Origin of the sequence: Flavobacterium celericrescens, from assembly GCF_011392075.1 — a bacterium.
GTDB classification, from domain to species: domain Bacteria; phylum Bacteroidota; class Bacteroidia; order Flavobacteriales; family Flavobacteriaceae; genus Flavobacterium; species Flavobacterium celericrescens.
The window spans coordinates 238724-258863 of sequence record NZ_JAAJBV010000003.1 but is presented as its reverse complement, the minus strand read 5'-3'; the positions used below and the strand labels follow the sequence as shown (position 1 = coordinate 258863).

Annotated in this window: 19 protein-coding genes; 4 read left to right on the top strand and 15 right to left on the bottom strand. The window is 32.6% G+C overall.

Annotated features, from left to right (window positions below):
- Nucleotides 1-1725, bottom strand: a complete 1725-nt coding sequence (locus G4L40_RS06020) for a M14 family zinc carboxypeptidase (protein ID WP_166236379.1) — start codon at nucleotides 1723-1725, stop codon at nucleotides 1-3.
- A 95-nt stretch (nucleotides 1726-1820) separates the two neighbouring features.
- On the opposite strand from G4L40_RS06020, the gene G4L40_RS06015 reads away from it, so the two are divergent.
- Both G4L40_RS06015 and G4L40_RS06010 read left to right on the top strand, forming a co-directional pair.
- A complete protein-coding gene (locus G4L40_RS06015; RefSeq protein WP_166236296.1) occupies nucleotides 1821-3167 on the top strand; it encodes a DEAD/DEAH box helicase in 1347 nt (448 codons plus the stop codon).
- Between the two features lie 109 nt (nucleotides 3168-3276).
- Nucleotides 3277-3909, top strand: coding sequence for a class I SAM-dependent methyltransferase (locus tag G4L40_RS06010; protein ID WP_166236295.1), 633 nt, complete (start codon nucleotides 3277-3279; stop codon nucleotides 3907-3909).
- A 1-nt stretch (nucleotide 3910) separates the two neighbouring features.
- Here the strand turns inward: G4L40_RS06010 and coaD are convergent, their stop codons facing one another.
- The 3 genes from coaD to G4L40_RS05995 are packed head-to-tail and all read right to left on the bottom strand — an operon-like array spanning nucleotide 3911 to nucleotide 5955.
- Complete coding sequence (gene coaD / locus G4L40_RS06005) at nucleotides 3911-4369, bottom strand: pantetheine-phosphate adenylyltransferase (protein WP_111567539.1); 459 nt, start codon at nucleotides 4367-4369, stop codon at nucleotides 3911-3913.
- Nucleotides 4370-4371: 2 nt separating this feature from the next.
- A complete protein-coding gene (locus G4L40_RS06000) occupies nucleotides 4372-4977 on the bottom strand; it encodes a hypothetical protein (RefSeq protein WP_166236294.1) in 606 nt (201 codons plus the stop codon).
- Between the two features lie 3 nt (nucleotides 4978-4980).
- Nucleotides 4981-5955 carry a D-alanine--D-alanine ligase gene (locus tag G4L40_RS05995; RefSeq protein ID WP_166236293.1) on the bottom strand — a complete coding sequence of 325 codons (975 nt, stop codon included), beginning with the start codon at nucleotides 5953-5955 and terminating at the stop codon, nucleotides 4981-4983.
- Nucleotides 5956-6135: 180 nt separating this feature from the next.
- On the opposite strand from G4L40_RS05995, the gene G4L40_RS05990 reads away from it, so the two are divergent.
- Both G4L40_RS05990 and G4L40_RS05985 read left to right on the top strand, forming a co-directional pair.
- A complete protein-coding gene (locus G4L40_RS05990; RefSeq protein ID WP_166236292.1) occupies nucleotides 6136-6804 on the top strand; it encodes a PASTA domain-containing protein in 669 nt (222 codons plus the stop codon).
- Nucleotides 6791-7831 carry an RluA family pseudouridine synthase gene (locus G4L40_RS05985; protein ID WP_166236291.1) on the top strand — a complete coding sequence of 347 codons (1041 nt, stop codon included), beginning with the start codon at nucleotides 6791-6793 and terminating at the stop codon, nucleotides 7829-7831. The genes G4L40_RS05990 and G4L40_RS05985 overlap by 14 nt, the downstream gene beginning before the upstream one ends.
- A 15-nt stretch (nucleotides 7832-7846) precedes the next feature.
- Here G4L40_RS05985 and G4L40_RS05980 read toward each other — a convergent pair whose 3' ends face one another.
- The 11 genes from G4L40_RS05980 to truA all read right to left on the bottom strand — a co-directional run bounded on the left by G4L40_RS05980 (nucleotide 7847) and on the right by truA (nucleotide 20129).
- A complete protein-coding gene (locus tag G4L40_RS05980) occupies nucleotides 7847-8815 on the bottom strand; it encodes an MlaD family protein (RefSeq protein ID WP_166236290.1) in 969 nt (322 codons plus the stop codon).
- Between the two features lie 6 nt (nucleotides 8816-8821).
- Complete coding sequence (locus G4L40_RS05975) at nucleotides 8822-9571, bottom strand: ABC transporter ATP-binding protein (protein ID WP_166236289.1); 750 nt, start codon at nucleotides 9569-9571, stop codon at nucleotides 8822-8824.
- A gap of 3 nt (nucleotides 9572-9574) precedes the next feature.
- The gene (locus G4L40_RS05970) at nucleotides 9575-10360 is read right to left on the bottom strand and encodes an MlaE family ABC transporter permease (protein WP_166236288.1); all 786 of its coding nucleotides are present in this window, start codon (nucleotides 10358-10360) and stop codon (nucleotides 9575-9577) included.
- A gap of 138 nt (nucleotides 10361-10498) precedes the next feature.
- The gene (locus tag G4L40_RS05965; protein ID WP_166236287.1) at nucleotides 10499-11083 is read right to left on the bottom strand and encodes a hypothetical protein; all 585 of its coding nucleotides are present in this window, start codon (nucleotides 11081-11083) and stop codon (nucleotides 10499-10501) included.
- A gap of 161 nt (nucleotides 11084-11244) precedes the next feature.
- A complete protein-coding gene (locus G4L40_RS05960; RefSeq protein WP_166236286.1) occupies nucleotides 11245-11811 on the bottom strand; it encodes a hypothetical protein in 567 nt (188 codons plus the stop codon).
- A 304-nt stretch (nucleotides 11812-12115) separates the two neighbouring features.
- On the bottom strand, nucleotides 12116-14020 hold the full coding sequence (locus G4L40_RS05955) for an SPFH domain-containing protein (RefSeq protein ID WP_166236285.1): 1905 nt from the start codon (nucleotides 14018-14020) through the stop codon (nucleotides 12116-12118).
- Nucleotides 14021-14609: 589 nt separating this feature from the next.
- A complete protein-coding gene (locus G4L40_RS05950; RefSeq protein ID WP_166236284.1) occupies nucleotides 14610-14759 on the bottom strand; it encodes a hypothetical protein in 150 nt (49 codons plus the stop codon).
- A 33-nt stretch (nucleotides 14760-14792) separates the two neighbouring features.
- Entirely contained in the window at nucleotides 14793-15734 is a 942-nt protein-coding gene (locus G4L40_RS05945) for a toll/interleukin-1 receptor domain-containing protein (protein WP_166236283.1), read from the bottom strand.
- A 206-nt stretch (nucleotides 15735-15940) separates the two neighbouring features.
- Nucleotides 15941-17329 carry a dihydrolipoyl dehydrogenase gene (lpdA, locus tag G4L40_RS05940; protein WP_166236282.1) on the bottom strand — a complete coding sequence of 463 codons (1389 nt, stop codon included), beginning with the start codon at nucleotides 17327-17329 and terminating at the stop codon, nucleotides 15941-15943.
- A 228-nt stretch (nucleotides 17330-17557) separates the two neighbouring features.
- A complete protein-coding gene (locus tag G4L40_RS05935; protein ID WP_166236281.1) occupies nucleotides 17558-19378 on the bottom strand; it encodes an ABC transporter ATP-binding protein in 1821 nt (606 codons plus the stop codon).
- Nucleotides 19371-20129: a tRNA pseudouridine(38-40) synthase TruA gene (gene truA, locus G4L40_RS05930; protein ID WP_166236280.1), complete on the bottom strand. Its 759-nt coding sequence runs from the start codon at nucleotides 20127-20129 to the stop codon at nucleotides 19371-19373. Before truA ends, G4L40_RS05935 begins: the two co-directional genes overlap by 8 nt.
- Between the last annotated feature and the right edge of the window lie 11 nt (nucleotides 20130-20140).

The following is a 20140-nucleotide window of genomic DNA, read 5'->3' as shown; positions in this document are numbered from 1 at the left end:
CTAATTCACTCTATAAACCGGATATTGCAAATGCGCTTTTTCATAATAAGGAGATTGTCTATAAACCCAATCTAATTGCGCCGCGCCGTTTTCAGCGAACGCTTTGTCGTTTTGTTTCTTTTGTTCTAATTCGGCTTTTATTTTTGGATTTTTGTCTAAGAATTCTTTGGCTAAATCTTCAAAAACATAACTCGAAAAATATTCTTTTTGTTGTAAAATTGGGTCAAAGAAATTCCAGTTAAAATAGCTATCCACAGCTTCTGGCTCCAAAGTTTCAACTAAATATTTCACGCCTGGTTGATTGGTGTAAAACACATAATCACCATAGTAAAACTGTACTTTTTGAATTGATTTTGACACTTTCGTATTGTAATGTCCATAATGACCTTCATAAGGTGATTTTGAGGTTTGATAACTTTCAATTTTATACGATTCTACTTCAATAACCGTATCTTTTTGAAGACGATGTGCATTAATATTATTCAATTTTAAAATATCCAATACCTGCCATTGCGATTGCGGAATAATATATGCTTTCGGAATATTTACAAATTTCGTAGGCTTATAATTGCCATAAAACGGAATTTTCTTAGTAAACGGTTTGCTTTTATCGTAAAATAAACGATTTTTTCCTGAAATATCGCTTGGTTTGTAACCGCCTTGGTAGCCTTTAAAATCAATATAAGACACTTTCGTTGAATCAATTGCCCAATCTAATGGGTATTGCATTCCAGCTTGATATTCGTTCAAAGCATCTTTTCGTATTTGTTTGATTTTTTGCCAATTTGTATCGGCGAAATTGATTGTACTGACCATAAATTCATAAGTCACTTTCACACGTTCTTTGTACACTTTTAACATGTGTGTTTCTGGAACAAATCCTAAAGTGTGAAACAAAGTCGTGTAACCTGTGGCATATCGTGGTGTGTCAGTAAATTGCTCGAAACCTTTGTCAGGCATGTCGCCGTGAATATTCACGTATGGCACCACATCGATTTTCTTTTTGTTCATATCCTTTACCACAGAAGGATATAGTTCGTTGATGAAATAATTGCCTAATTTGTTTCCCAAACGTTCGTGTTGGGTCGCAATGCATGTAAAAGTATATTGATAATCCGCGCCATTAGAAACGTGATTGTCTAAGAAAATATCAGGATTTAATTCGGTAAACAATTTTTGAAAACTTCTCGAATTTTTAGTATCCGATTTAATGAAATCACGATTCAAATCGTAATTGCGCGCATTTCCTCTAAATCCATATTCTTCTGGACCGTTTTGATTGGCTCTGGAATGCGAATTTCGGTTCAGCATGCCGCCCACACTATATACCGGAATAGCCGCAATAAAAGTGTTTTTAGCCGTTTTTATTTTTCCCATAGCCAAATCACGCATTAACATCATTGTCGCGTCAATTCCATCGGGTTCGCCCGCGTGAATGCCGTTGTTAATTAAAATTACGGCTTTATTTTTAGTAAAATATTCATCAAAATCAAATTTGCCTTCATTTGAAAAAAGTACCAGATACAATGGTTTTCCGCTATCGGTTGTGCCTTTGTGAATCATTTGTATGTTGGCAAAACTTTCGTCTAATTTTTCATAAAACGCAATACATTCTTCATAAGTAGTGGATTGATTGCCATTGCCACGTTCAAAAGGTGTGGTAAAATTGTTTTGTGAAAACGCAGAAATCGATAAGAAAAGCAAACTTATTTGTAAAAAACGCATAGCAGATTTGTATTTGATTTTCAAAAATAAAGAATCTTTTTGAGGTAGAATTTTATAATTCGTAATTTTTAATTAATTGGCTTTATCTTTGCCGCATGAGTCAAAATCCATATTCTAACAATGTACTATTGAATCTTGGTATTCAAAGTTTAAACAAAATGCAAGAAGTAGCACAACATGCTATTTTGAATGAAGATAATGTGTTATTGCTTTCTCCAACAGGTTCGGGGAAAACGTTAGCGTTTTTGTTGCCTATTTTTCAATTATTAGGAGAAGACATAAAAGGTGTGCAATGCTTAATTTTAGTACCTTCACGCGAATTAGGGTTGCAAATTGAGCAAGTTTGGAAAAAAATGGGTACGCATTACAAAGTCAATACGTGTTATGGAGGTCACTCGATAGAAACGGAATTCAAAAACTTAAGCAATCCACCAGCGTTGTTAATTGGAACACCAGGAAGAATTGCCGATCATATTGAACGAGGAAGTTTTGCTACCGAAAATGTAAAAACCTATGTTTTAGACGAATTTGACAAATCGTTACAATTGGGTTTCCATGAGGAAATGTCTTATATCATTGGAAAAATTACAAAAGCGAACAAACGTATTTTAGTTTCAGCAACTTCAGGTGTGGAAATTCCGAAATATACTAAGGTTGTTAATCCGAAAGTGTTGGATTTTATTCCGAAAGAAAAGCAAAATGAAAATTTAGATATTCGTATCGTATTTTCGAAATCGAAAGATAAAATTGATTCGTTGTTTCAATTAATTTGTTCTTTGAATTCAGAAGCTGCGATTATTTTTTGTAACCATAGAGAAGCGGTGGAACGTATTCATGATATGTTGACTCAAAAAGGCATTATTTCCACGTTTTATCATGGTGGATTAGACCAAGACGAACGCGAAAGAGCTTTAATTCAGTTCAGAAACGGCAGTGTTTCGTATTTGATTACTACCGATTTAGGTGCGCGTGGTTTGGATATTCCAGAAATGAATCACGTAATTCATTACCATTTACCTGCCAAAGAAGACGAATTCACCCACAGAAACGGAAGAACGGCTCGTATGTTAGCCACCGGAACCGCTTACGTTCTTGTAAACGAAACCGAAAAGAAAGCTGATTATTTCGATTATGGCAAACGTAGATTAGATGTTTCTAATGCGAAATCGTTGCCAAAAGCACCATTGTATCAAACGCTTTACATCAGTGGTGGAAAGAAAAATAAGTTAAATAAAATTGATATTGTAGGTTTCTTTTCGCAAAAAGGAAAATTGGAAAAAGAAGATATTGGCTTAATCGAAGTCAAAGATTTTATTTCGTTTGTAGCTGTGAAATATCCAAAAGTGAAATCTTTATTGCAAAACATCAAAGACGAAAAAATGAAAGGGAAGAAGTATAAAATTGAAGTAGCAAGAAAGGTAATTAAGAAAGAGGAGGAGTAAACTTTTTTGTCATTCCGACCTAAGGAGGAATCACATAACGTAAATTTAATTATGAGATTTCTCCTTGCGTCGAAATGACAATTTACGTTTGATATAAATTTAGGATAAAATGAATTTGAATTGTCCATTATGTAACGGAATCTCAAGTGTTTTCTGCGAAAAACCAAAGCATTTATTTTACAAATGTGATACTTGCGACGGCATTTTCAGACCTAAACATACTTTTTTAACCGCTGAAGAAGAGAAAGAACATTACGAAAAGCACAATAATGATGTTTTTGACGAACGCTATCAAGCGTTTGTTTCGCCTATTGTAAATGCTGTTTTACAAGATTTCGCTCCAGGAGCAAAAGGTTTGGATTTTGGTTCAGGAACGGGTCCAGTTATTGCTAAAATGTTGACCGATAAAGGTTTCCAAGTGCAGAATTACGATTTGTTCTTTGCGAATGATGTATCACTTTTAAACCAAAAATACGATTATGTTTCGTGTTGCGAAGTAATGGAACATTTTCATCAACCTTACAAAGAATTTGAATTATTGAAAAGCTTATTACTTCCGAAAGGAAAATTATACTGTAAAACAGAAGTTTTCAATAATCAAAAACCTTTTGAAAATTGGTATTACAAAGATGATTTCACCCACGTTTTCATCTATCAACCCAAAACTTTAGAATGGATTAATACCGAATTTCGCTTTTCGAATTTAATTATCCAAGAAAAGTTGCTAGTGTTTGAAAGCTAGTTTATTTCTTATCCAAAACCGATTCAGGAACCAATTGCGAAATATCACCACCATTTCGCAATACATCACGTACAATACTTGAAGAAATGAACGAAGTTCTAGCCGCTGTTAATAAGAAAACCGTTTCTATTTTCGACATGACACGATTGGTATGAGCAATAGCTTTTTCAAACTCAAAATCAGCTGGATTTCTTAATCCACGTAAAATGAAATCAGCTTTTTCTTTTTTACATAAATCGATGGTTAAACCAGAGTAGGTGATGACTTTTACTTTTGGTTCGTCTTTGAAAGCTTCTTCAATGAAACGTTTTCTGTCTTCTAAGGAAAACATGTATTTTTTTTCAGCATTGACACCAATGGCTACAATTACTTCATCAAATAAAGAAACGCCTCTTTTGATAATATCAAAATGTCCGTTAGTAATTGGGTCAAATGAACCTGGAAATATTGCTTTTTTCATAATTACTCTCTATTAACCTCGTAAATCAGATTTTCATCGTATAATTTCTGTAACTCTTTTTTTGATAAAACTTTTATTTCTGAATAATTTTCTTCAATATTAATTTCTTCAAGACCTTTGTAACTATCTAAAGAAAATTTATTCAATAATATATATACACTATCTTTAGTAACATTATAAACTTTTAAAGTTGAATATTCGCCTTTAATATTTGTTTTATAAATATCGTTTTTCAAAGGTGATTTTACATATTCTTTCTCAAGTTTTGTCATTTCAATACCAGTATAAATTCCAAAGGCTAGTATTGTGAGTAAAATAATTATACCTGTAAATTGCCAAATAGGTGTTTTTATTGGGTTTTTACTTCTCTCATATTTAACCGCTTGTTTTATATCGTCACTAAGATCTTTTAATTTAAATTCTTTTTGACATGAATTACAAAACACTTTTGTTATTCTTCTTAATGGAGCTGTTGGAACAATTAAAATTCGACTTATTCCGCCGCAAACTCTATATTCTAAATCATCTCTATTCTTACAATTTGGACAAATTCCATTCTTAATTTTTCCAGTTTGAAGTAGTTTGTGATGAACTTGAATTTCAACCATCTATTACTTCTTTAAAGCCAATTCAATAGCATTTTCAAATAATTCTGGTAATGAAATTCCGGCTTCACGAGCTTGTTGCGGTAGAATACTTTCTGTAGTTAAACCTGGAATTGTATTCATTTCTAACATATGAGGTTCATTATTTACGATAATGAACTCACTTCTCGAAAAACCTTTCATTTTCAATACTTCATAGGCTCTTTTGGCAACCGTTTCGATTTTTACTTTCAATTCGTCCGAAATTCTGGCTGGCGTAATTTCTTTTGATTTGCCTAAATATTTTGCTTCGTAATCAAAAAAGTCGTTTTCGGATACGATTTCGGTAATTGGTAAAACGGTAATATTTCCTTTATAATTTATAACTCCAACCGAAACTTCAGTTCCGTCCAGGAAACTTTCAATGATGATTTCGTCGTCTTCTTTGTAAGCGTTTTCAATAGCTGGAAGAAATTCTTCCGTAGTTTTTACTTTAGAAATTCCGAAACTCGAACCCGATTTATTTGGTTTTACAAAACAAGGCAAACCTACTTTCGCTAAAATTGTATCAACATTGATTTCATCACCTAAATTCAAATAATACGATTCAGCCGTTTTGATTCCGTAAGGTTTTAAAACTGATAACATATCGCGTTTGTTGAACGTTAAAGCTGCTTGATAATAATCGCAAGAAGTTTGTGGCATATTGATTAATTCAAAATACGCTTGCATCAAACCATCTTCTCCAGGCGTTCCGTGAATCGCATTAAAAACGACATCAAAATTGATTTTTGTACCATTTACGGTTACTGAAAAATCGTTTTTATCGATTGGGAATTCGGCATCATTTTCGTCTACATACACCCATTTTTCTTTAAAAATATGAATGCGATACGGATTAAATTTTGAACGATTAATATTGTTAAACACAACATTTCCGCTAGTTAACGAAATTTTGTACTCGCTTGAGTAACCTCCCATGATAATGGCAACGTTTTTCATTTTGAAATTCTAAAAGTGATACACAAAATTACATTATTTATTGAGATTTTTGCAGATTTATACTAAAACCGATAGGAAATATTTTTCAATAACTTTCGTTTTTAACTTTTGCAGAAAACAAAGTGTTTAGAAACCCATAATGTTTTCAATTTTTATATCTTTGCTGAAATATCTTATTGTATGAGTTTATTTAAATATTTGACAAGTAGAACGTTTTTTCTTCAAGCGGCAATTGCAGCGTCTATTGTGGCTGCCTTCACTTTTTTATTGATTTTGTTTTTGGATTTTAGAACCAATCATGGCGAAGAAATTAAAGTGCCCGATTTATCTAAAATGAAATTAGAAGTTGCTGAAGAAAAACTAAATGAGATTGATTTAGAAGTGTTTTTATTGGATACAGTAGATTTTAATGCTGATTATCCACCATTTACCATTTTGGAGCAAGATCCAAAAGCTGGAAGTTTAGTGAAGGATGGTCGAAAAATTTATGTAAAATTAAATGCTGGCGAATTTACAAACATTGAAATTCCAGAATTTAAAGACAAAACGTTTAGACAAATTTCAGCTACTATAAAATCATTGACATTAAAAGAAGGTAAAATTACATACAAACCACATATTGCAAAAGATGTGGTATTACAAATCTATCAAAACGGTAGACGTTTGAGAGCAGGTGATATTGTCAAAAAGAATTCAATATTAGATTTTGTATTAGGCGACGGAAAAGAAGTATTTAGTGAAGAAACATTTAGTTCAGAAGAACCATCAGATACGTTACCTCCAGCAGAAGAAACAAATCCTGAAGATGTAAAACCTGAAGAATTTAAAGAGAATAATGGCGGAATATAAGGTTGAGAATGAATTAGAAGACGATTTGTATGAACATCATCGTTTTGAAGCTGCTAAAGGGCAATCGCCTTTGCGTGTGGATAAATTTTTGATGAATATGATTGAAAATACAACTCGAAATAAAATACAGCAAGCTGCAGAATCGGGTTCTATTTTAGTAAATGATGTTGCCGTAAAATCCAATTATAAAGTAAAAGCAGGCGATGTGGTGCGTTTAGTATTAGCGCATCCAACGTATGAGCAATTGTTGACGCCTGAAAATATTCCTTTAGACATAGTGTATGAAGATGACCAATTGTTGGTTATTAATAAGCCTGCAGGAATGGTAGTGCATCCAGGTCATGGAAATTACTCAGGAACTTTAGTCAATGCACTGGCATATCATTTTGAAAATTTACCAATGAACAGTTCAGAACGACCAGGATTGGTTCATCGTATTGATAAAGATACGACTGGGCTTTTGGTTGTAGCCAAAACGGAACACGCAATGGCATATTTGACTAAACAGTTTGCCGAAAAAACATCTGAAAGAGAATATGTTGCTTTGGTTTGGGGAAATATTGAAGAAGAAGAAGGAACTGTAGAAGGCAACATTGGTAGACATGATACCAATAGAATGCAAATGGCGGTTCATGAAAGTGATGAGAAAGGAAAACCAGCGGTTACACATTATAAAGTTTTGGAACGTTTTGGTTATGTAACCTTGATTTCTTGTCAATTAGAAACGGGCAGAACACACCAAATACGTGTTCATATGAAACACATAGGGCATACACTTTTTAATGACGAACGCTATGGCGGCGATGCAATATTAAAAGGAACAACTTTTACAAAATACAAACAGTTTATAGATAATTGTTTTAAAACCTTACCAAGACAAGCACTTCATGCTAAAACATTAGGTTTTGAACATCCTATCACAAAAGAATTTTTACGTTTTGATTCACCCATTCCGCAAGATTTATTGGATTGTGTTGAGAAGTGGCGTGTATATTCAAAAGCACAAACGTTTTCAGAAGACGAATAGATAAAAAGCGAAAAATTATTTTTTCGCTTTTTCTTTTTCTTGTTTTTTGAAATAACCTCTAAATAAGAAATTATGTTTGAGAGCTTCTAAATCCTCATTTAATTTTATACTGGCTTTATTGATGTTATTCATTGTTGAATCAATCTTTTGGACTAATTCTGGATTGTTTGATAAATAATTTAAAGCGCCTTTTCCATCTTTTATGTTTACTACTGTTGCATTTAAGTTGGTTACTACTTTGTCAATCTCCACACTCGATTTTTCTAAATTGCTAATGATGGTTTTCATTTTTGTAGCAACTTCTTTATCATTTATAACTCCAATAACGTTATTTTTTTGATTTAAGGAAAGAATAATTTGGTTCAAATTGGCAACCGATTCTGCAGTTCCTTTTGTGGTTTTCTTTAAATAATGAATGGTTTCTTTTAGATCCTGAGCCATTATTGTATCATTAATTAATAATCCTGCGGTACCATTTCCCTTGGTAATTTCTTGTGTAATTTTCAATAAATCAGCGGTTAATAAAGCTGCATTTTCATTGGTTACATTTAGTGTTTCTAGCATTGCATCTGCGCCAATTCTACTATAAGATTTTAAAGAATCTCCATTTGCAACCAATTGTGAAACTCCTTTACCAGGAATAATATTAACAATCATATTTCCTACCAATCCATCTGAATTAATAGTTGCTATTGCATTTTTTTTGATATGCGTCATGATTTTGGTATCAATTAACATTTCAACGGTTACTGTAGTATCGTTAATCATTTCAATAGCTTTAACGGTTCCAATGTCAATTCCGGCATATCTAACATTGTTGCCCACTTGCAAGCCATTAATATTTGCAAAAACTGCTTTTAAATTTGAGGTGTTACCAAATAAATTCTGCTTATTGCCAATAAAATAAATAGCGGCAAAAAATAAGATAGAGCCAATGATGATAAATAAACCTAAACGTATTTTTTGATTATCTGTTTTTTCCATAATTCATTATTTAAAAAAAGCTTGCACTTTTGGATCGTTTGAAGCATTTAATTCTTCAAATGTTCCTTCTATATAATTTATTCCATCAATTAATAATATCATTCTGTTAGCAATTGCTTTAGCACAATCGACATCGTGAGTGATGATAATTGATGAAGTGTTGTATTTCTCTTGTATGGATTTCATCAAAAGTATAATTTCTTTTGAAGTAATCGGGTCTAAACCAGTTGTGGGTTCGTCGTATAAAATTATTTTGGGTTTTAAAATAAGTGTTCTCGCTAAAGCAATTCTGCGCTTCATTCCACCCGAAAGTTCATTCGGCATTAAGTTGATAGCATTGGCTAAGCCTACACTTTCTAGAGCTTCAATAACTAAAGGTGTCGTATCTTTTATTTTTCCAAATTTTTTGGTGTGTCTTCGTAACGGGAATTCTAAATTTTCTCTCACAGACATTGAATCATACAAGGCACTTCCTTGAAATAGAAAACCAATTTCAGTGCGAAGTTCATCAATGGCAACTTGTTCCAAAGTATTGATTTCTTTATTCATTACCGAGATGGTACCACTATCGGGAGTTTCTAAACCGATTAAACATTTAATCATTACCGATTTCCCCGAACCCGATTTTCCCATGACTACTAGGTTTTCGCCTTCATTTAAAACCAAATTAAAACCATCCAATACTTTGTTGGTGCCAAAGGTTTTATGCAAATCTTTGATTACGATGATGGGTGCTTTGGAAGAATCGTTTGTCATGGATTACATTTTATAAAAAATATTAGTTATAAAAACCGCAATAAAATCAATTATAAATAGGAGCATAGAAGTATATACAACGGCTGCATTGGCTGCTTTTCCTACGCCAGCGGTTCCTTTTTTACAATTATATCCTTTGTAGCAACCGATTAATCCAATGGCAAAACCAAAGAAAAATGTTTTAAGAGTTGCTGGTACAACATCGCTATATTCTAAAATATTGAATACTTGATTAAAATACAGTTGAAACGAAACATTGTCTTTTATATTTTCTACTAAGTAAGAACCATAAATCGCTAATACATCGCCAAAAATCACCAAAAGCGGCAACATCAAAGTAGTGGCTAATATACGTGTAATGACTAAATATTTGAAAGGATTTGTGCCCGAAACCTCCATTGCATCAATTTGTTCGGTAACTTTCATGGAACCTAATTCGGCGCCAATTCCTGAGCCAATTCTTCCAGCGCAAATTAAAGCGGTGATGATAGGACCAATTTCGCGAATAATAGAAACACTCACCATTGAAGCCATCCACGAAACAGCGCCAAACTCTTGTAGCGTAGGACGCGATTGCAAGGTAAAAACTAATCCAATGATAAAACCCGTTACACCAACAAGAAATAGCGAACGATTGCCAATGTAATAACATTGACGTAAGAACTCTTTAAATTCATAGGGAGGAAACAGGAATTCTTTAAAAAACCGACCCGCAAAATAGGATATTTCGCCTACTTCTTTTAAGAAAGATTTTATCACTTCAATTATGTTTGCGAAATATTTTTTCATGAAGCATCATAATTACAACCAAATATAGTGATTTTTAATCAGATAAAATAGGATATGTGTAAGAGAACTAGTAAAAAAAATCCGACTTGTGATGGAGTCGGATTTTGTTTTGTGGTTATGGATTGTGAATTTTTGCTATTAGGGTTGTTTTTCATCAATTATTCCAAATTTGATATTTCTTTTTTTGAAAATCTGTTTAATCATCTCCAATTTTTGATTACACATTTCTCCAAGACTAATTTTTTTAGAACTCTCAACTGTTTTTTTACATTCGAAGCAAATTTCAATGTATTCAAATATTTCTCCTTTTTCATTTAGAAATAATATTGCATTTCTTGGTTCATAACATTTAATATTAACCTGAATTTTAGGATTTTCTTTATAACCAAAGTTGTAAAATATATCGGAAAGTTCATCAATATCAGAAGACGTCAAAGTTTCAATTTCTTTTACTTTGGATAAATCGATTTTTCCATTTGTTTTTGGAATTTCATCTTGAGTTTCTACGATTAAAGAATCTCTTATTATATTGATATTAGTGAATGATATAATTTTAATTTCTTTTGCTTTGTTAAAAGGATAATTTGACAATCTTTTTTCTAAGCTTAAATTTTGTTGCTTTTTACAATCACTATAACTCAATAACTTTTCATATTCATCATCTTGACAATAGCTTAATATTGAAGATAATGTAAAAATTAGGTATAATTCTTTTAATCTCATTTTTGTTTAGGTATAGTGTTTTTGTTTCGTTTATGAATATTGACATTAACGTTCAGCCGTTTTGTATCTGTTGCGTAAATTTAAGACAAAAGGTTACAAGTTTAAAACTCCTCGTTAAATTTTCGTAAAACATTACGAAGTAACTCAAAACCTAACAATTACTACAGACGGCTTTTATGCACAGTTTTTCTCAGTTTTACTATTTCAAACATTCCTAAGCTCAGAATTGCAATTGTTATCCCTTTAATAATAATTAATCCTATTCCGAAATTAGATAAACTATTAAATTCTGAATTGTCAGTACTTGGATTATAATCTCTATGAAGACTTGTTACAAATATTACATAACGTTCAAAATAATATCCGATTTTCATTCCAAAAGCGACTAAAAGAACATACCAAAATTTTGTTGCTAATTTTTTATAAAATAAAGTAAATGGAAAAAATAATGCACATAAAAACATTATCCAATAAGCAATTTTATAAGGTCCAGTTGCTCTGTCAATAAAAGAATATTTTTCTGGATTCATAAACATTCCAAACAGATAGAAAGTCCATGTAATCATTGAATAAGTAATTATTATCCAACGAAATAAACTTAGTGATTTTCTAGTTTCAAAGCGTTCTTTGAATAAGTAGTTTATAATTATTAAAGTCAGGACAATAGGAATCAGACAATGAATTAGATTTGCGTCAATTATTTCAATTATTCTATAGTATAATTCCATTTTTATATTTTGTTCAACGTACAAATTGTATGCAACATTCTGTAGCTAGAGCTCAGTGCCTTTGTACGAACATCAAGTTATTACAAATATAGCAAAACATCCAATTTAGTAGCTTATTTTTAGCAGGAAAATCCGGAAGTAGCCATTGAAGCAAACCACGGTTGTGCGTTTATATTATTACAAAAAGCTATTTATTAATTAGCATCTTTCAAATGTAATCAATTTTGCTACAAGACTTTTCTAAGAATTCAACTAAAAATAAAAAAAATCCGTCTAGAAATTTAGACGGATTTAAAATTAATTATTAAGATTTGTTTTCTTCTTTTTTATTGGCGTCCATTAATTCCATTAGCTTCATACCTAATAAACCACTAATGCCACCTTCTGCACCATTATTCCCTGTAATTAATACATCTGGAATTACTTTGATGTTGCCTTTACCAATTTCTTCTGTGATTTTATATTTAGTAAAGTTGTCACCGCCCATTGCAGAGACTTGCAATTGATAAGCTTCTGCAGTAGATTTACCAATAGCCATGATTTTTTCAGCTTCTGCTAGACCAGTTTTCGAAATTTTTTCAGCTTCTGCACTTGCATTAAGTTTTGTTGCTTCAGCTTGCGCTCCAGCTCTTGCTTTTGTTGCCTCTGCTTCTGCGTTTGCTCTCATTTTTGTTGCTTCAGCTTCAGCATTTACATTTAATTTCAAACTTGTTGCATCACCTTCCGCTTTTTTAACCGTTGCGTCTGCTGTTCGTTGTGCAATTTCTACACTTTGAGAAGCTCTTACAATTTCTTTTTGCATATCAGCAATAGCCGTTTCCTTTTCAACTCCTTGGCGTTGTTCTTGGGCTAATTTTTGTGTTTGATATGTTTTTTGTTCTTCTTCCGCAATTTTTCTATCGGTTAATGTTTTCATTAATGAATCTGGAGGAACAATATCTCCAATCAATGTATCAACAGCATTTACATTATATTCATCTAAAACTGTTTTGATATGATTTTTTGCCGATTCTTGTCGCTCTTTACGAGTACTTAAAAAAGAAATCACATCACTGTCCTGAGCTGAATTACGGAAATAGTTACCAATGGTTGGTTCTAAAACTTGAGAAACCAAATTGGTCATGCTACCAAAACGCGCAATTACTTTTGGCGCTTCATTTGCAGGCACATGGATAATTTGTGCCACGTCTAGATTAAAAGGGAATCCGTCTTTTGAACGCACCGTAATAGTCGATAAATTTTTATCTAAATCATGCGATTCACTTCTAGCATTTGCCCAGTTTAACACTAGGTTTGTGGTTGGCACAGGTTCTAGCTTGGTAGTATACTTATTTAGCGCATATTTACCAGGACCAAAAGGTTCCATCCACACCCCACGTTGTCCTTTAGAAACTATATTTCCGTGTTTGAAAGTATCACCTGTAACATCTTTTCCGTCTTCACCAATATATGATATTACGACACCTACATATCCAATTGGCACATCCGTCATTGGATTTTGTTCAATTTGAATTGCCCAAGTATTGATGTAATACGAACCAGCAAGCATAACTTGAGGTTGTAAACCGCGATTTCCACCTTGCTCTAGAAAGAAATCAAAATCTTGGAAGTTGTTGTGCCCATCAACATATTTACCTGCAATTTGTCCTTGTGGAATTGGATCTCCATCTAGTGCGGTAACAATACCAACCATGTTTTCAAATATTTTTACTTGATCAGCAATTACTATTTCAAACAAAAAGGTATTGATACGATAGGAACCAGTTGTAATAAAAGCTGTTTGTCGTCCTTTTTGCCCACCATTATTTAGGAAAGCTGTCGCATCTTGATAATTATCACTATCAACTTTTCTAGCTAAAATGCGTCCTGTAGGTATTTCTTGTCCATCTTTACTCAAAACCAATCCAATTTTTCCTTCAGGAATAATAGTAAACGATGTCATATCCACTGCGTATTGCCAAATCCACATTCCCCAATATAAACCAGGAGCAAGTGTTTTTGCTTGAAAACCAGCTTCACCTTTAGTAGCGATAATTCTTCCGTCGGGTAAAGATTTATCCGTACCAAAAAGCACGAATTTTTTTGTAACCAAACCAATTTTGTCTTCTGGAACGATTACCATACCAAAGAAAACTCTTAAAACAAATTTGTAAAACACGATGGATAAAATCAAAATAATTAACCACCAAAATGATAAAATTTCAGTCATCTTTTTAAATTTTTTAGTTATATGAACATTTTGAATGGAATTGAATAAAGTTGTGTTTACTTAGTTTTTTTAATATTGAAGAATCAAATTTTTATTTGAATAAGTCTAAGAGTAGTAACACCTATTTGGTATTTTATTGTTCCATTTTTTATATGCTAATTATACGCAGTAGTAAAAAAATAGTTACAATTTTTTATAAATATATTTTTACAAAAAATGTAATATATTGACAATCAATATTTAATTTTCAGTTTTGTAGTTGAATTTTATATAGCGGTTTTGTTTTTGTTTTTCAGTGGAGTAGAGGAAGCGAATTGTTTTTTCTTCATTTCTGTACTGATTTTTACATTCATACGGACAAAAAAATAAATTTCCCTAGGGAAATGAGTTAATTCCCCTAGGGGAATTGGTTAATTCCTGTACAGCAATTGTATAAATGCCCTAGGGAAATTAAAATAAAGATACAGACTAACGCAAAAATGAGTATTGTAAAAAGAACATAAACCTCATTTTTACCATTCATAAAGAATCTTAAAGACAAAAAATCCGACTTGTGATGGAGTCGGATTTTTAGCTTTATGGACAAGGATTAAAAATCTGAGCTATCAGTTTTTTTAATCTTATCTTGTTCTTTATTCTGATTGAATTTTTCGATGTCACGTTTTGCTTTATTTCCATATTTACGTGCATAATAGACTCCAATTAAAACCATTATGAGTAATAAAATTTGTTGTGTCATTATTGTGATTCTTTGAATTTCATGTTATCATTCTTAAAATGGTAAATCATCATAGTCTTGTACTTTTACTTTTTCAAATGATTTTAGGCTTAAACCTTCAAGTTCATATTTCCACGCTATTTCGTTAAATGGATTTAAAAATTTTGTTTGTTTAAGATTTTCGTTCTCAATTATTTTTTCTTGTAAGTATTCGATTTTTTCTTTTGGTAAATCTTTAATTTTTTTAAGTGCATTTAATCTTTCAATTCCTTGGCTAGCTGTGTTTGAAAGTAGAATTAATTCCACAAGAGTATTTAAATATTTTGATTTTGTTTTTTCGTTTCTTGATATAATTTCAAATATTCCTTCTGCTACTTGTCCTATGTTTTTTCCAATTGCTTGAAATCCTTGATATTTTCCAATAAATCCATAGGGGTCAAGCCCTTTGCGTATTGGTATGATCAATACATTTCTACCAACTGCAACCCCCACTTCTTGGTCGGTCCAGTTACTCTCTTTAAAACCTTCCATTAATACTGCACAAAAAGCATCCATTGTGAATAGTCCTTTTTCGATTTCGCTTTGCCATTCCTTTGTTGGTTCAATATCTTCGTGAGCAACAAATGATGAAATTCCATATTTTTCAAGTTCTGTCTTTAAAATTGCAATTGTTGCTTTAAAACTTGCTAAGTGACTAATAAAAAGTTTAAAATGTCCTGGTTTCCAGAATGTAGCCTCACTTTCTTTTACTAAATTAGAATTTAAATAATCAGCTTTATGTTCAATTCCTAATTCGGTGGCAATTTCTAATATGATTTCATCTTGTACTTTTGGCAAAACCTCTCTTACATAAACGTATTTACTATTATAACTTGGTTGGTGATTGGTAGGTATTCCGTAACTTTCAAAATAACTATCAATTTCACTGAACTTCATTCTCTCTTGAAGTTCTCTACCAATTTTATCGATTAATTCTATTTTTTGTAATTTTTTCATATAATGTATTGTAACTTGTAAATGTTTGTAAATTTTAAACACAAATCTTGTTAATTGGGCAAGAATGGCTTGTTAAAGTTCACTTTCCTCAAATATAATCAAATTTTCCTACAAACCTTTTCCAAGTTATCCACAAAAAAATCCGACCTGCTTTCACAAATCGGATTTAATCTATTTTCTTTAATCTTTTCTCTTTGTTCTAAAGACTACAAGTGAATCACTTCACCGTAAGCATCAGCAACCGCTTCCATAACCGCTTCACTCATGGTTGGGTGCGGGTGAACTGCTTTTAAGATTTCGTGTCCAGTGGTTTCTAATTTACGAGCTACAACTGCTTCTGCAATCATATCAGTAACGCCGGCACCTATCATGTGGCAACCTAACCATTCGCCGTATTTTGCATCGAAAATTACTTTTACAAATCCGTCTGGAGTTCCAGCTGCTTTTGCTTTTCCTGAAGCCGAGAATGGGAATTTACCAATTTTCAATTCGTATCCTTTTTCTTTTGCTTGTTTTTCAGTCATACCCACAGAAGCAATTTCTGGAGTAGCATACGTACAACCTGGAATATTTCCGTAATCTAACGCTTCAACATGTAAACCTGCGATTTTTTCCACACATAAAATACCTTCAGCTGAAGCCACGTGAGCTAAAGCTTGTCCAGGCGTTACATCACCAATAGCGTAGTAACCTGGAACGTTTGTTTGGTAGTAAGCGTTAACTAAGATTTTATCTCTATCGGTAGCAATACCGGTTTCTTCTAATCCGATGTTTTCGATGTTAGTTTTAATTCCAACCGCTGATAATAAGATATCGGCTTCTAAAACTTCTTCTCCTTTTGCTGTTTTCACGAATGCTTTTACGCCGTTTCCAGCAGTATCAATTCTTTCCACAGAAGAGTTCGTCATTACGTTGATTCCCGCTTTTTTCAACGAACGCTCAAATTGTTTTGAGATGTCTTCGTCTTCCACTGGAACTACGTTTGGCATGAATTCTACAATCGTAACTTCAGTTCCCATTGCGTTATAGAAATGAGCAAACTCAACTCCAATCGCACCAGAACCCACTACAATCATTTTCTTTGGTTGCTCAGGTAATGTCATCGCTTGGCGGTATCCGATTACTTTTTTACCATCTTGTGGTAAGTTTGGCAATTCGCGAGAACGAGCTCCAGTTGCAATGATGATATGATCCGCTGAATATTCAGTTACTTTTCCGTCGGCAGCAGTTACGTCTACTTTTTTACCTGGTTTTATTTTACCAAAACCATCAATTACGTCGATTTTGTTTTTCTTCATTAAGAATTGAACGCCTTTGCTCATTCCTTCTGCTACGTCACGAGAACGTTTTACTACAGCATTGAAGTCTTTATCAAATTCTTTAACAGTTAATCCGTAATCTGAAGCATGTTTTAGGTAATCAAAAACTTGAGCCGATTTTAATAATGCTTTCGTTGGAATACAACCCCAATTCAAACAAATTCCACCCAAATTTTCTTTTTCGATAACGGCTACTTTGAAGCCTAATTGTGATGCTCTAATAGCAGTTACATAACCACCAGGACCACTTCCTAAAACAATGATATCGTATTTCATTTTTATAAAGTATTTCAGTTTTATTTATAAGTTGCGAATTTAAGGAATTATTTTAAAAGTTTAAACGCAAAGTTCGCAAAGTTTTACGCAAGGAAACGCAAAGGAAATATGTGATTATTTTAACCAGAAAGGAAACTAGGAACAGAAAAAGAATCTACAATAATCCTTTCAATCCCCGTTATCTGCGTTCTAAAACTGAACACTAACCACTGAATACTGAACACTATACTATTCAACCTCCACAGCAAACTGCGAATCGTACAATTTCTTATAATAACCATTTGGCTTATTCACCAATTCGCTATGTTTTCCGAATTCTACAATTTGGCCTTTATCCATTACGATGATTTTACTAGCATTAACAATGGTTGCCAAGCGGTGAGCGATTACAATTGAAGTTCTATCTTTTGTTATGGTTTCAGTAGCTTTTTGAATCAATTCTTCAGAATGGGTGTCGATAGAAGATGTCGCTTCATCTAAAATCAATATGCTTGGGTCACTCACATATGCTCTCAAAAAGGCAATCAATTGGCGTTGCCCAGAAGATAACATTACACCGCGTTCTTTTACGTTATAATTATAATCTTCAGGTAAAGTCATAATGAAATCATGCACGCCTATTTTTTTGGCGGCAGCTATAACATCTTCTCTTGAAATAGTTTCGTTATGCAGTGTAATATTATTGTAAATAGTGTCCGAAAATAAGAAAACATCCTGCAACACAATAGCAATTTGCTTGCGAAGGCTTTCTAAAGTATATTCGTTGATATTGCGGTTGTCAATCGTAATTTCACCTGAATCAATTTCGTAAAAACGATTTAATAAATTGATAATGGTTGATTTTCCTGCACCTGTACTTCCCACAATGGCAATAGTTTCGCCTGGTTGTACTTGAAGATTGATTCCTTTTAAAACTTCTTCATTTTTGATGTAACTGAAACGAACGTCTTTTAATTCGATAGTTCCTTTAAAATGAGAAGCTTCAATAGTGCCGTTATCTTGCACGTTATCTTCGGTATCTAAAATTTCAAACACTCTATCCGCTGCAATAATTCCCATTTGCATCACATTGAATTTATCTGCAATTTGACGTAATGGGTTGTATAACATGGTAATGTACATATTGAAAGCAACTAATTGCCCAATAGTTGTGTCGGTATCGCCATTAATAATCCAAATGGCACCAAAATACACCACTAAACCAATACTAATATTTGAAATAATATCGGCAATAGGGAAAAAGATGGAGTTGTACAGTATGTTTTTTAACCAAGCTTTGTTGTGTTTTTCGTTAATTTCTTTGAATTTTTCATGTTCAATTTTTTCTCTATTGAACAGTTGTACGATTTTCATGCCTGTTAATCGTTCTTGAACAAAAGTATTTAGATTAGCCACTTCATTTCTAACATCATTAAAAGCCACTTTCATTTTTCGATTAAAAATGTTTGTAGCAATTAATATTACAGGCATTATTAGAAGAACAATTCCTGTAATTTTCCAATTTACCACCAGCATAAAAATAATTACAATAATCATTTTTAATACATCACTTACAATCATAAACAAACCTTGACTAAAGATACTGGCGATAGATTCAATATCTGAAACCGAACGAGTTACTAGTTTTCCAACAGGTTCATTGTCAAAGTATTTCATTTTAAATGAAGCAATATGGTTATATAGTTTATTACGTAAATCTTTAATGATGTCTTGTCCCAACCAATTGGCTAGATAAGTGAAGTAAAACTGAGAAATACCTTCGAGTACAAGAGCAATAAACATAACTATTACTAATACTTTCAAATTAGTAGGATTGTCGTTTCCAGAAAAGAAGAATTGCATAAATTCATCAAAATATTGTTGGATTATGTTAGTTTCTTTTTTAGCATCTACTAAATAATTATCAATAGTAAAGTTTAATAAAAAAGGTCTTAAAGCCGTCATAATTGCTAAGAATATCGCCCAAAAAACTACAAAGTATAGTTTTCCTTTGTAAGGTTTTGCGTATGCTAACAATTTAGTAAACGATGATGTTTTTATTTTACTCATTAATTTTTTCTCTTTCTTTTATGTACGGATAGGCAACATTTACTAAGTATAAACCATGTGCTGGAACTGAAAATCCGGCTTTTCCTCTGTCTTTACTTTCGATGATTGTGCGTAAATCGGTTATTTCGATTTTGCCTAAACCAATGTTTACCATTGTTCCTACAATAGCTCTTACCATATTACGTAAAAATCGATCAGCAGTGATGGTAAAGATAAGCTGATTTCCTGAATGTTTCCAATGTGCTTCTGAAATTTTACAATTAAAAGTATTCACATCAGTATGTACTTTCGAAAAACACTCAAAATCAATGTATTCAAACAAAATTTGGCACGCTTCATTCATTTTGTCCAAATCCAAATGATGCGAATGATACCAACTTCCATCCGTAATAAACGCATCTTTAAACGTGTGCATGTAATATTCGTAGGTTCTAGAAGTTGCATCAAAACGCGCATGGGCATCATCAGCTACTTTGAAAATACGATACACTACAATCGATGGCGGTAAAAACGAATTTAATTTATGTGACCAATAACTAGAATCCAATTCCAATTCGGTTTCAAAATGGGCATACATTTGTTTGGCATGCACACCCGAATCGGTTCTCCCAGCGCCTACAATTGCGATAGTTTCTCTTAAAAGTGTAGAAAGGGCTTTTTCCAGAGTTTCTTGTACCGACGAAGCGTCAGGCTGGCTCTGAAATCCGTGGAAATTTTTTCCGTTGTAGGCAAATTCTATGAAATATCTCAAAATGTAGTTTA